Annotated in this window: 16 protein-coding genes; 5 read left to right on the plus strand and 11 right to left on the minus strand. The window is 43.1% G+C overall.

Annotated elements, in window-relative coordinates:
• Nucleotides 1-28: 28 nt before the first annotated feature.
• A complete protein-coding gene (locus tag AC3CKG_RS05800; protein ID WP_488528970.1) occupies nt 29-1,030 on the plus strand; it encodes an OmpA family protein in 1,002 nt (333 codons plus the stop codon).
• 60 nt (nt 1,031-1,090) lie between these two features.
• Here the strand turns inward: AC3CKG_RS05800 and AC3CKG_RS05805 are convergent, their stop codons facing one another.
• The 9 genes from AC3CKG_RS05805 to AC3CKG_RS05845 all read right to left on the minus strand — a co-directional run bounded on the left by AC3CKG_RS05805 (nt 1,091) and on the right by AC3CKG_RS05845 (nt 8,920).
• Complete coding sequence (locus tag AC3CKG_RS05805) at nt 1,091-1,465, minus strand: hypothetical protein (RefSeq protein WP_488528971.1); 375 nt, start codon at nt 1,463-1,465, stop codon at nt 1,091-1,093.
• A gap of 67 nt (nt 1,466-1,532) precedes the next feature.
• A complete protein-coding gene (locus AC3CKG_RS05810; RefSeq protein WP_102541436.1) occupies nt 1,533-1,958 on the minus strand; it encodes a hypothetical protein in 426 nt (141 codons plus the stop codon).
• 7 nt (nt 1,959-1,965) lie between these two features.
• The gene (locus AC3CKG_RS05815; protein ID WP_488528972.1) at nt 1,966-2,517 is read right to left on the minus strand and encodes a winged helix-turn-helix domain-containing protein; all 552 of its coding nucleotides are present in this window, start codon (nt 2,515-2,517) and stop codon (nt 1,966-1,968) included.
• Nucleotides 2,518-2,520: 3 nt separating this feature from the next.
• Nucleotides 2,521-3,345, minus strand: a complete 825-nt coding sequence (locus AC3CKG_RS05820; RefSeq protein ID WP_488528973.1) for an outer membrane beta-barrel protein — start codon at nt 3,343-3,345, stop codon at nt 2,521-2,523.
• Nucleotides 3,345-4,385: a hypothetical protein gene (locus tag AC3CKG_RS05825; protein WP_488528974.1), complete on the minus strand. Its 1,041-nt coding sequence runs from the start codon at nt 4,383-4,385 to the stop codon at nt 3,345-3,347. The genes AC3CKG_RS05820 and AC3CKG_RS05825 overlap by 1 nt, the downstream gene beginning before the upstream one ends.
• Nucleotides 4,385-5,083 carry a fimbrial biogenesis chaperone gene (locus AC3CKG_RS05830; RefSeq protein ID WP_065112228.1) on the minus strand — a complete coding sequence of 233 codons (699 nt, stop codon included), beginning with the start codon at nt 5,081-5,083 and terminating at the stop codon, nt 4,385-4,387. The genes AC3CKG_RS05825 and AC3CKG_RS05830 overlap by 1 nt, the downstream gene beginning before the upstream one ends.
• A gap of 2 nt (nt 5,084-5,085) precedes the next feature.
• Nucleotides 5,086-7,869, minus strand: coding sequence for a TcfC E-set like domain-containing protein (locus tag AC3CKG_RS05835; RefSeq protein WP_488528975.1), 2,784 nt, complete (start codon nt 7,867-7,869; stop codon nt 5,086-5,088).
• Entirely contained in the window at nt 7,866-8,384 is a 519-nt protein-coding gene (locus AC3CKG_RS05840) for a hypothetical protein (RefSeq protein WP_488528976.1), read from the minus strand. The genes AC3CKG_RS05835 and AC3CKG_RS05840 overlap by 4 nt, the downstream gene beginning before the upstream one ends.
• A 17-nt stretch (nt 8,385-8,401) precedes the next feature.
• Nucleotides 8,402-8,920: a hypothetical protein gene (locus AC3CKG_RS05845; protein WP_102541429.1), complete on the minus strand. Its 519-nt coding sequence runs from the start codon at nt 8,918-8,920 to the stop codon at nt 8,402-8,404.
• Nucleotides 8,921-9,174: 254 nt separating this feature from the next.
• Here AC3CKG_RS05845 and AC3CKG_RS05850 point away from each other — a divergent pair, with 254 nt between their 5' ends.
• Genes AC3CKG_RS05850 through AC3CKG_RS05860 form a run of 3 tightly spaced genes read left to right on the plus strand, consistent with a single transcriptional unit; the run spans nt 9,175 to nt 10,680 of the window.
• On the plus strand, nt 9,175-9,783 hold the full coding sequence (locus AC3CKG_RS05850; protein ID WP_488528977.1) for a winged helix-turn-helix domain-containing protein: 609 nt from the start codon (nt 9,175-9,177) through the stop codon (nt 9,781-9,783).
• Between the two features lie 52 nt (nt 9,784-9,835).
• Nucleotides 9,836-10,225 carry a hypothetical protein gene (locus tag AC3CKG_RS05855; protein ID WP_241905950.1) on the plus strand — a complete coding sequence of 130 codons (390 nt, stop codon included), beginning with the start codon at nt 9,836-9,838 and terminating at the stop codon, nt 10,223-10,225.
• Entirely contained in the window at nt 10,216-10,680 is a 465-nt protein-coding gene (locus AC3CKG_RS05860) for a hypothetical protein (protein WP_065103775.1), read from the plus strand. The genes AC3CKG_RS05855 and AC3CKG_RS05860 overlap by 10 nt, the downstream gene beginning before the upstream one ends.
• A 147-nt stretch (nt 10,681-10,827) precedes the next feature.
• On the opposite strand, the gene AC3CKG_RS05865 is transcribed toward AC3CKG_RS05860, so the two are convergent.
• Nucleotides 10,828-11,247: a BLUF domain-containing protein gene (locus AC3CKG_RS05865; protein ID WP_488529227.1), complete on the minus strand. Its 420-nt coding sequence runs from the start codon at nt 11,245-11,247 to the stop codon at nt 10,828-10,830.
• 206 nt (nt 11,248-11,453) lie between these two features.
• Complete coding sequence (locus AC3CKG_RS05870) at nt 11,454-11,645, minus strand: hypothetical protein (RefSeq protein WP_004734640.1); 192 nt, start codon at nt 11,643-11,645, stop codon at nt 11,454-11,456.
• A gap of 528 nt (nt 11,646-12,173) precedes the next feature.
• Here AC3CKG_RS05870 and AC3CKG_RS05875 point away from each other — a divergent pair.
• Entirely contained in the window at nt 12,174-12,599 is a 426-nt protein-coding gene (locus tag AC3CKG_RS05875; protein WP_488528978.1) for a hypothetical protein, read from the plus strand.
• Nucleotides 12,600-12,655: the final 56 nt, after the last annotated feature.

Here is a 12,655-nt window from a genome sequence, read left to right on the forward strand (position 1 = left end):
GAAAAGTAAGTTGAGAACTAAAAGTAAGATGAAAATAACAATTGGCCTAATCAGCGGTGTAATGAGCGTTTTGCTTCTTGCTGGCTGCGCAACTGACACCTACGTGAGCCAGGAAAACAGAGACAAGTTTGCCGGCTTAGATGTGTCTAAGTTTTTAATCAGTGAATGTTTAGCACCTGAACGTGAGGTGCATGTTGCTATCGCAGAGCATTTTGCGTTTGATAAATACAAAATACGCGACTTAGATGCGATCAACTTAGATGCCTTTGTCGAAGAGATCAGAGGCCTAAAAGGGCGTATCACAATTGTTGGTCACACCGACTACAAAGGCTCATTGGAATATAACCAACGTCTTTCACAGCGTCGCGCTAAATCCGTCGCAGACTATTTGAAAGCACACCTCGATCCAACGAATTACGATTGGGAAGTGAAACACCTTGGTGAGACTCAACCTCTGTTGTTAGGTAAAACCGATAAAGACCGAGCGGAGAACCGTCGTGCATTTATCGTGTTTGAAGAAGCACAGAAATACGAAGAGATGCCTTTCTGTGAGCCACCAAAACCCGAACGTAAGGTTTACATGGCAATGACGCCACACTTTGATTTTGATAAATCAGTGCTTAAGCCAGAAGACTTAACTCAGTTGGATGATTTCACGGCTCAGTTGAGTGGCTTGCAAGGCAGTATCATGGTGGCTGGGCATACCGACCAAGCAGGTTCGGTTTCTTACAACGAGAAGTTGGCGGAGCGTCGTGCTGAAACCGTGGTTGAATACCTCAAAACTAAACTCGACCCTAAGCAGTTCATCTGGGAAGTGAAATCGTTTGGTAAACTACAGCCAGCAATCAATGAGCGCACTGAGAAAGCGGATGCGTTAAACCGCCGCGCTTTTATTGTGTTTAAAGAGTCTGATATTACGGCAGAGCAGCAAATGCTTTCTGGTAGTCAGCAACAGGCGCTTTCTGGAAATGAATCGGAAGTAATGAGCATCGAGAGCGAGCAGGAATCAGAAACTAATAGCCAATATTAGCGTCAGACATTAAAAAGCCCCATATGTTGGGGCTTTGTGTGTGTTCGACCTTCTGAAAAATTAATCTATCTTAGGGTAGCTGCCATTAATGTTTGCCACTTGAGTTTGTATTCCTTCAAACTTGAGCTCTTCATCGAACGTCATCAAAACCTCATGTTCTCCTCTTTTTTTTAATTTAATGTCGAAGAAGCGATTATTGGCGTTGATAAGGTCACGCTTGAACTGTGGCGATAAGTGCTCTGCCACATGCAGGTACTGCGATTCCAAAATTAGAAAGTAGAGTGTGTTTTGAGTAAAGCCAATTAGCCCAGAGCTCTTTCTTGTCGTGCCATCCGTTAAGGTGTTAACGAACGTAAACACCCCATTGTTAATGTAGACATGTAATGAACGTTCAGGGTTTGTGAGGCGACCTTCCAGTGTGAATTCAGATCCCATGAGCCTTAACCAAGGGCTAATGACGAGTACGCTAGCGAGCATCAGCGAAACTTTCCATAATGAAAGCCTACCAGAAACCCAAGTCGCCCTTAAATTGAATGTCTTCGATCTTTTCATGTTCTAACCGTTTTTTCATATAAATAGTGTTTTTGTCAGAACTTAACTGCGCGACATTGATTCGAGATAAGTGCTGAATGGCGTCTAGTTTAAGTACTTCGCTGTCGTCTAAGTGGCGATTAACAAACTCATAATTCCGATCGAGAGCAAGCATAAATACCGTGTTATTGAGTACGGCGTAAATGCCATATCCTTTTCTCACCACCTCATGTGGCAGAAACTGAACCGATGAGTACAACCCATGATTAAATTGCAAATGAGTTTCAGCGTGCTGCTGAGTATGGCCACTGTATATAGAAAATTCCCCACCGGTCGCGTTGATATAAGGGACAGCCAAAATGGCGAAGATAATGAGTAGTGGTCGTTTGAGCTTCATGAAAACCTCAGTTGAAAATCGAGTGATAAAGAGCAAAAGCGTAAGTCCAGATACAGACAGTCAGTATCAGATCTTCCCAACGAAGCCGCTGGTGCTCGCGGGCGCAACTAGAAATGCCGGGGTTAATCCGTTTCCTCTTTGCTCTTTTTTCCACTGATAGAGGGTTTAAAGGATCAGTACCTGAAACCTTGAGTCGTTTAGAACTCACACTCCGTTTGATGTAGGGCAGTTCGCCGTCTCCAACCAACTGAATGGAAGTCGGAATTAACAGCTTGTAACCATGTGACGGCACGACTCGTATTTCTGAGTCGTCAATGATGGCCTTAAGTTTCTTCCTCAGGTGCATGACGCAGACATTCAGCGAATTTGGGCCAACCACTCGATCTGGCCAACCCGCCTTTTTCAAGTCTTGACGACTACAAGGCTTATAACTGTTGTCATAGAGAACATGCAGAACATTAAACTCGATGGTGCTAAGAGAGACGGAGTGCAACAGAATGAGTGGCTCTCCGTCATAGAGTTCTAATGCATCTCGTTTTGAATTTAGATACAACAACATGGCTTAATTACAGTGTTCGTTGGGAAGAAACACGATATCGCCCGCATGAATCAAGTCGATATCTTGGAGATCTGTAAAGCTATGATTGTGCTTTTTCAGTTCTTCAAAACTAATATGGTGATTGTGAGAAATCTTAATCAGCCAATCGTCTTTTTTAACGATGTAGCGAACAGTCTCGCAGGTTTGAGGCTCTACCTCAGCGACAACCTCAGGTTCATACACCGTCACTTCTGAAGTAGAAGAGACATAAATGTCGTCGTACACAATCGGTTCAGGGACTGATTCATTTTGTGTTGGGAAGTGGTAGCGCATACCGACACTGAGAACTTGGAGATCTTTTTCTGGGTCATCGCTGAAGATGAACTTATAGCCAAACTTAAGGCTTAGCTGCTCATCAAACTCATACGCTACGCCAAATTGGCCGATCGGAGACCACGTACTGCCCTCCAGTAACGACCCCGCGCCAGCGTATAGGTTGTAATGGCGTGAGAGTGGAATCGTACCGAGTAACGAAATATCCGTACTATTGAATCTCTGTTCCTCAACTTCCGAATAAGGGAAGCCCGGTTCTTTAATGGTTTTAATGTGTCCGAAGAAGCCAGTGCTGGCTTCGACAGACCATGTTTTGTTTAGGTCGTAACCCAATAGAACTTGACCACCAAAGGCGGTGTCAGATACCTCAGAGTTTGTTTTGCCTGCGTTAGTGACGTCAGCGCCAATATAAAATGGCGAAGCGTCGGCCAAGCATAGGTTAGGTAGCATTAAGGCTCCGGCGATAACGTATTTCGTCGCTAAAGCGTCACCGAAAGACAAAGTCGATAGTTTCATTAGTACAGTTCCTCAAACATCACGGTGAAATTTCCTGAATAAGTACCGGTTTCAACGTCTGTCGAAGGAATATTCTGGTAGTTAACATTAAGATCGAAATTGATCACTGAGCTCGGTAACTGAATCACATAGCTGGTTTGATTATTGTCGAGTTGATTGACGCCATTTTTAACCCAATCTGTATCCTCACAGTTCGCTTCATTGCACTGGATAGAGTAGGGGATAGATGTCTTACCTGACGCTGATGTCAGCTCAAATTCATTGGTGAGTAGTGTCATCGATAAGCCAGTACTGAACTGGCCTAGCGCAGTGATGTTGAACGTGGTCTCCGCTGAGACAGTATGATTCGTTGTGTCATACATCGGGCTCAATACACCATCGCCTACTACATTAATGCTTTCTAAGCTGTTTGGTGTGTAATCGATATTCACAGTAAAAACGTCAGGTAAAATTCGGTAGGTTAGCGCGCCACCGGCAGAGCGGTAGTAGTATTTGATGTCTGCGGGAATTGTCGCCGTGTAGACACCTTTTGCCTGACCTTGAAGTGCATTCAATAGTGAGGCTGTGTCTATGTTGAAGGTTGGACGATAGAAATAAAACGGCGTGATGGATTGCGGATACTCCAATGAGAAATCCGCACTGCAGTTTTGTGTATCGTTGTCATGAAGCGTGACAATGTTTCCCGACAATTGAGATTGGCTGCATACTGGTGTCACGAACAGGTTATCCCCGCGCGTGAAAGGGTTTGATGCCGTATTGTATTGCAGACCATTGACCGCAATTGCCGCTTCCACACTCTGACCAGCATTACTGGTTAATGTCATGGAGTCTGGCTTGTCTGTAACAAACGCACTTGGCAAAAACTGACTCGTTGTCGTGAGGCCACTCGCGATAGACCAATCACTCAAGGTATAGTTATTTCCACCGAGTGTGATGGCGTTTTCAAAGCGTATCTGTTGTCCCTCAATATTGATGTTGAGAGTGGCTGCATAATTTGGCATAGCCGCGAACAGTAGCGACCATAATACGAGTCGTTTCATTATTTGCTCTCGCTCAGAGTCACATCTTGGCGGTAACTTTCGTCGTGGTTAACAACAGTGACTTTTAGGTCCAAAAGATCGATGTTTTCTGGCAGAGGGTAGTTACGCTCACGGCCAGCTAGAGACATGATGGTGACTTCACAATCTTCTGTTACTTCATCTGTGCATTGATCGACATAGGCACGCACAAAGCTGTTACCTGTGTTGTTGATGTGCAGTTGGCCTTGATCTAAAGAAATCGAGTAATCAATATCTTGAGCTTGTGCCGGGATAACAAATAAAGGACGGTAGCCAAAGTTAATCGTCACGGCTGAATCCAACTTGCCTTCAGGGTCGTATGGAGAAGGCTCAAAGCTGACGAGGTAGTACTGGTCTTCAGTGAAATCACATTTGTTACCACACAAAGAGCGCACGCCAATTTGCTTTTGACGGTGCGGTTCTAGAATGGTTTTGTTATGAGTCAGCGTGACGTGCCAATCTTCAAAGTTGTTTTCTGAGTACGGAACACGCGTGATCTCGCCATCTTCAACCACCAATTGAGTAATGTTGGATTGAATAAATTCCGTGATCTTATTGCTGTTAGTCAAAGTGAATACACCATTTCCGTATTCGTCTCCAACCAATAACATGGTATCGACGTTCATCGCGTTAACAGAGGTTGTAAGAGCAGCAGTCAGTAAAATAGGAAGCTTTTTCATAATCAGTTACCTTCAGGTCGGTTAAGTACAAAGTTGTGCTCTCGTAGCGATTCCGAATTGGCGTAGCGAGCAACATTTTCTATGTGTTGACGTTGTTGATGACTGAGTTGAAGATCCTTATTTACAGTCAGGTAAACAAAAGAAGTACGACCTAGACGCGTGGTAATAAACTCCATCCCGTTGTCAGTCAATGCATGCAAGTGTTCGTTCAGTGTGTTGATGTCATCGAATTCACCGATGTACATCACGTTAATTTCTTTGTCGTTGCTCACCAACATCATTGATTCCATTGGATTCAAGTTTGGTTGGCAGAAGTTAGTACCAAAATTCAGCTGTTTCGCATCATCGACAGACGGTAAGTAGCACTGCTGACCATTACTGGTTAGTGCGAATTGTTGACCTTCTTGTACATCGACTTTATGAATGCCAGACGTAATGCTTGATACGTTCAAACAAGCTGGGCCTTCACATTCAATGTCGTGTACATCGTTGCCGAAAATATCTTTGAATTTGCTGACAAAACTGATCACACGACTCACGTTTGAATTCAATTCGATGACCGAACCAGGGTGCGTGTATCCCGTCACTGATTGCTGACCAGTGTTGTGTAAAGCGACGCTCTCGACATCAAGCTCGATGGTTGCGGCTTGGTAGTCACCTAGCGTAATGACTGCTCGATCGTCGTAGATGTATTGTTTGTTCATCACTTGGTCATCGGTTTTTACCACCACCAAGCCTTTGGTTTTGCGTTCATCGGCATCAAAGCGGATGTTATTTTGGGTATCGACCACCACATAAGCGTCACTTTGTGCTGTAGTGAAGCTCACGCTCTCGCCTCCAATAATTTGGGTACTGCGTAATGTCGCGTTTAACGCTTTTTCGCCATTGTTCGCGGCGTAGACAAAGCCGTCAGCTTGGTAATGCTCATCACGTTTGGCGGCATATGCTGTTACATTCGTCACTGCCGCATTAGGGGAGTTAACGTAGTAACTGTTACTGGCAGTAAGTCGTAAATCTGTATCTTGGTCTTCGACTAAATCTTGTGTCTCTAAGCTGTTGGTATACTGGCTAAAGCCATTTTCTGTGACGGTGAAACCCGTATTGCCAGTAAGCTTCGATGAAAGAGGTACCGACCAGTTTAGAGAGATGGAGAGTTCACCATCGTCCCAATTGGATGTCAGTTGCTCATTGTTAAAGGTGACGTTCAGGTCGAGAGTTGAATCGACAATGAAAGGTGCACTTAAGCCAGAAGACAGTGACCAGTTACTTAGCGAGCTGTTGTATAAATTACTTTGTTCGATGTAATTCACCGAGCTATACCCACGCACCGTGTCACCAATGGTGTAGCTAGTGGAAATACCGAGCTGTTCTTTGTCACTGGCACCGTATAAGTATTCTGCAAATGGGTTTTGGTCTGGGTTGTTTAGGCGCTCATAGGTAAAGCCCAAGCTGCCAAGGTTCCAATAGCCAGACAAATACCAAGCTTCGCTATTAATGTTCGAAAGGAACATTTCATAGCGGCTATCGAATGGTAGGTAACCTTTAAACCCTAATTGCCCCATCGCATGTTCGTTGGTCAAAGTGCTACCAATCGCGACCGTTTGTGTATCTGACCATTTATAAGCTAATCCACCTTGAAGGAATGCCACGCCTTCGAATTCGTTCGTTGAAGACATGCCAGATGGTTGGTCTTCGTCACTTTGATAAGTGTCGTTGTCTTGAAATTGACCCGCGGCGATCGAGTAATCAAATTCGCCAGTATTCAACGTGTCTGTATTCGCGTTGTAAATTCGTACCGATTCAGAAGAGACCACTTGAGTACCCACAGAGATCTCAACGGTGACGTCATAAACGCCGTTGGGTAGCTCTGAGTAGCTAATGCTGCCTTGGCCTTCTTGTACAGACTGTTGCACGATGATTTGTTCATCGCGGAAGATCTTGAGTACGCCTTGTGTTTGCGCATAGAAGTACAGTGATTGGTCTTCGTTTTTAGCGGTACGGCTTAGGTTTTTACTCGAAGACAAATTCACGTTTACGTCATGATATTGCGTGCTGTTGAGCAAGAAAGAGGTACTATTCAGCGCCAATCGATCTTGGTGGTAGCCCGCTGTTAAACGCAGGTTTTGGTACTCTAGGTTGTAGTAGCCGTAATTCAGTTCAGACGCATCTTCTTGGTTGCTCAGATAGGTATCGACATGAACCGAGCCATAAGGCAGCCCCAAGATGAATTGGTCACTTAGATTTACATTCAAGTTATTAGTAAAATCGCTCGATGTGTACAAGCTCGCGTTGTTAATCAAGCCTGGGTTTGCGTTGTAAGTTGACGCGTAATGCTTCTTGAGTGCTTTCGGCTTACTTTCCTCAAGCAGTTTTTTATTTACATAGAGGTACAGCTTGTTTGAGTGATAGTCATAAAATGTGTCGTAGCTTTTCGGTGTAAGGCTACATAAGTTCAGGTCACCTTGGCAGTCGACAGTATTCGACTGACCGCGAGTAAACCCAGCCACTATCTGCTTTGCTGTGCGTTCGTTTAATCCTGATGACATCAGTTCATTTGCAACGGCAGTTGCATCTTCAAGGTTACTGAATTGCACTGAATCGTAAGTTACCGACATAGGAATCGTCATGTAACGACCATCAATGTTTTTTATCTCGACATCGCGCTCTTGTTGCGAATAAAAATCTTCAAACCCAGCTGGGATTAAAGTGTTTCCATTAGCAAAAACCAGTTGTGACAAGGTCAACGAACCTAAGATCGTTGTTGTAATAAACGTGCTATTTTTCACAGTGAAAGCTCCGCTAAAACAGATAACTGGCCTTGGCACAGGTTTGAGCCTGTAGGTAAAGCCTCAAAGGATAAGATGACGTCGTATTCGCCACCCTTTAGGTTGTCTGATGTGGTATTAAAATCCATCAGAACTGGGGTCGATGACGTTAAGGGCTGATCCGCGACAGTGACATCAACAAGGTCAGCTGGCGTTGGTAATGCTTGCTTATCAAGGTCAAAACATTTCGCAGTATTGCCCGTCATGAATAACTGGAACCGAGTCGATTGGTCCGAACTCGGAATATCGGTTTCGACCAGTAACTGGGTTGTTGCATCACGGAAAGTGTCGTTTTTTGGATCGACCGTTAGTGTCAATGAAGAAGGGGAAAACGCGATCTCTGTAATCTGATAAGAGAAAAAATGCTTCTTATCGATATCACTCGTTAACTGGAACGTATGAGTTTCTGCATTGGCATAAAGGCTCATGGCACCAGCAGTCAACAGAACGAGAAGTGGGCGAGTTAAGTAATTCACAGTTTTCCCCAAACGACTTAAAGTGAACCGTCGTAACTAGCAGACATCTGAACGATAACTTGTGCAGTGCCTTCTACTGGGATGTCCTGGATGTCAGTTGTGTTTGCTACTGTTAACTCAACGTATGAACCTTGATAGCTGTTTGGTGCTGCTGCCGTTAGCTCTGTTCCACCATTAAAAACACTTACTTGTGCATCTTGAGTAAGTTGACCACCAACCAATACTTGTGACGTTACGTAAGTCCAGTTCGCAAGTGGCTGTCTATCGCCTGTTGTTGAGTTCTCTGAGTCAAAATCGCGTGCTTCTAGAACAACCTTTGAAGAAGTGAACGTACCTTCAGAGGTCACGTACAGCTCACCAGTTTGAATATCGCCACCACCTAAACCTGTGATGATAAGGTTTGAACTTGGAACTGAGTTGCCAATTGCACCAGTCCAAATTGCATCTGCTGTTGCTACATCATCAGCTGCGTATACCGTGCTAGAAGCCATTGTTAATGCTGTTGCGCTCATCACGAAAAAGTTATTAAGTTTCATGTTTCTCACCTATTGTTTAGAAATGTATGTATAAAAATAAAAGGTGCATTGGAATCGAAATTACGTGCACACTTTCGAGGTGACTGATTTGACTTCAATGGCGTATGAATTGGAAATAAAAGCCCGTTAATAGTGCTTTATACGCAGTTAATAACGTTTAATTTTTTAGGTTTGTCATGGTTAACTGCCTGATAAATCGTGTTTTATGTTTTTTTAGGCTACTTTTAATAGGTGGCAGTAATACAGGGAAAAGAATGTTTAAAAGACTTTCTATAGATACAGTAAGAAGAACCATCACTTTAATAGACAGTGACTCTGGGCAAGAGAATCAGCCCTTGGAGCTGAACCGAAGTGAATACAACTTACTGTTGGCTTTCTGTGAATCACACGGAGAAGTGATTGATAAGCAGGCGTTGATAGAGAAAGGTTGGCCAGGGAGAGTGGTTGGTGATAACTCTTTGGCGGTCGCTATCATGAAGTTGAGAAAAAAATTAGACAGTTTAGAACTTGGGTTTGAAGTGAATAACTTGCCCGGAGAAGGGTATGTGTTCATTAACGCTATGAACATTGAAATTGCTCATGATGAATCTGCAGCCAATAACGAAGCTATCATTGAGTCTCATGAATTAGATCATGAACAAGAAACAGCTCAAGAGCCTGTTTCTCAGACAGCTGGCGACCATGCAGAAACGCCTATTACTACCCAAGACTCCACCGCTTTTAACGTGTTTCAACGTTGGAGCAAAAAGCCCGTTGTTTGGGAAATAACTATCGCACTGTTTATAGGCCTAATCATGTTCTACTTCGTTTATCGCGAAGCCTTCGAGTGCTTTGAGTGTTTTGGGGGAGGTGCTGGTGGTTAGCCTTAAGTCTCTTAGCCTGCGGATTGGAATTTTCATTGTGGTGTTGTTTTTGGTGCCATGGTTTTTGTCTTTAGGTACTTACTTTTCTGGCTACGCTCACTTTGAAGACGATGAACACGATATTATTTTGAATGCAAAATCGGGCATTTATAAGACTATCCACAGTTATGAAGGGCAGGTGTATCGAGTTCATAGAGGTATCTACGCATCCTTGGGGGATTCCTTGTACTTCTTTTCCTTGGATGGTGATTATGAAATGAACCTTGACCCTGAATTTGCAGCTAAGGTTGTGGCGAGTGATTTGGAAAACTATTTCAGAGGTTTAACTCACGTACGCATCGCCGAGCAAAACGGAAAAGTGATTGGGCTATTGCAAAAAGACGATATTAAGAAGAAGTTTGACCAAGTGGTGATTCAAGGACGGTTAAAAGTATGGGATTAACGAGAAAAACTAAAGTTCTATACATCATTGCATTACTTGTACTACCGCTCCTCGTACCTTGGGCGAATGCCATGTTTAGCGACTTCAAAATAACCAGTCATTTTGACGATCGTGATGTGACCATCATTGGCTCTCATGGCCGCTTCAAAGCTCAAGCCGCTTATCACGATGGTACTCGTGCTGTCGGCACAGGCTATTATGGCACCTTATTTGATACGATTTACTTACTGACAGTACGTAGTGATAAAGTCGTTGAAGGTAATCCTAACAATCTCAACGCGTTTCTTCGTTCCCATCAAACGCTGATGGTCTTCAAGATTAAGCAAGATGGCCAAGGGCAATACGTTGTAAGAAGGCTTGAGGAGGATCCAAGGCTGGGGATGCACGAAAACAAGGTTGAAGCCACAGGATACTTTGGACTAATCTCATCGATACCGACCGCTGAACCTCTGTAGCATATTATTTAACTGACTAACTACTACCTTAAGCGCTAGTACCAAACAGAAAAGGCTAGATTCATATCTAGCCTTTATTATATTTGTGCTTAGCAACAGAGTGATATTCGCCCTTCAACTCGCTGACGATCTGGTTTGGAATACCTATTATTCTGACGGCAAATTCTGTTTCAACTCCAGAAGCATTCGATAAGCACTTTCGCCAGACATTTCGTACGGGTTAAATTGATCAGACGTTGAAAACTGTAAATTCAACAGCTCGGTTAAATTGGACTGTGGAATGTCGCCCATCGACCAATCCCCAAATTCTCTATAATCAATCTCCTTAAAATAAAGTATGGCCACTTTCTTGTGCCGCTCATCATTAAGGATGTGATTGTATGTATGGTTAACTGCCTCTCTAGAACCTTCAATACATTGAAGAAAATACTTTTGATTATGGCTGAGAAGCCCCGTTAAATGGCTCTGCCGATTATGATCTCGCGAGATAGCGAGTATCTCCTCCAATGCTTTGGAATCACAACATTCGGAAAGGGTACTGACATAAATTAACCGAGTTAGGAACATAGGCATTATTTCGAATTTTTGTTCAAAGGGTATTAATAAATATAAGCCAAGCTGATGGAATTGCGAGTTATTGACCTAATTATCACCCAGAGGCTTTTGGGAAGAGAAGAGGGGGGGGGGACCTAGAAAAGAACGGGTCGCTAGATACGCTAAAATGACTCAAATGTTGACCATTCAATCATTTCAGCGTCCTGCTAGTGATCTCGTTAGTTGTTTAGAATTGAAATCGATTCAACGTTTGAAGACGCATCAAAACGAACATTGACCAATACACTCTCTCGTTCGAAAGTCACGTCATCAAAATCAGTGGCTGCGATCTTGAATCCATTCCTTGCGAATAAACTCGTCACTGTTGTTCGTTGTTTCTGTTCCATAGCGCATGTCAGTAGTTCATTCATCGTGATCTCCATTAGGTAACCGTGTGCATAATGTAAGCGTACAGCCTCTTTATTATGAGATCAATTGCTTAATTGATAAGCTGTGTTGATATGTTCAATTGAATGATTTTGGTATTCAAAAATCCAATAAGTAAGAGGGCTTGTGGTTGTGCTGGTTATGCGAGATAGAGCGTTATGTGACGGTGGTTCAGCATTCCTAGAGTGCGAGATTCATTGTGAAAATTTCGTTGAAATAAGTGGTTACAAAGCAGAAGGAATCATGCGTTCCGTTTAGCTTGTTAGAGGGGAGATTGGGTCAATTATTGGCTGGTAACCAATTTGGCTAAAGTACATTGATTTGTGATGCAGAAAAACGCTAATGAATCTTATCTATATTGAAATATTGCATGCTAAAGTCGTGTTGTTATAAGTGTTATTAATTACATAAGCTTGATTTTAATATTTGTTTGATTTATAAATTCCCTACTCATCAATAACTTCATGATTATATTAGTTTTTACTAACCTTTAAATAACATGGAGAAAGGCGATGAATAACAACCAAACACGCAACGGGTTAGCGAATTTAATGCGATTTCGTAAACCATATAAAGACACGGACTTCCTTGTCAGTTCTAATGAACTACGAGTTAAGAAAGATGTTTATAGTTTGCGTAAAATTAAACAGTTAGAAATTCGTCAATTGGGCTTCAAAGAAAACGCTATCAATATCGTTTCATTGGCTCTGGTGCTCTCTGCTGCGACTTGGGCGTTTGTTCCCCAGTTTGGCCTGCCTATGCTTGCGCTGACTTTCATTTTAGCTTTTGTCTCATGGCGAAAATACGAGTTGCGTGCAGAATTTAAAGGGGCAGACGAAACCGGTGATCATTGGGTATCCGTCGCTCGCGGTTGCACTCGAGAAGAGTTCAAAATTTTGAAAAATGTCGAATTGACGTTACGTGACCAAGTGTCTTAGTAATCAAGGTGTCGTAATCAGTTAGGTTCAATAATGATTAAGGCTCGTCACTCGTT

Source organism: Vibrio sp. QJM3NY_15, assembly GCF_057785995.1.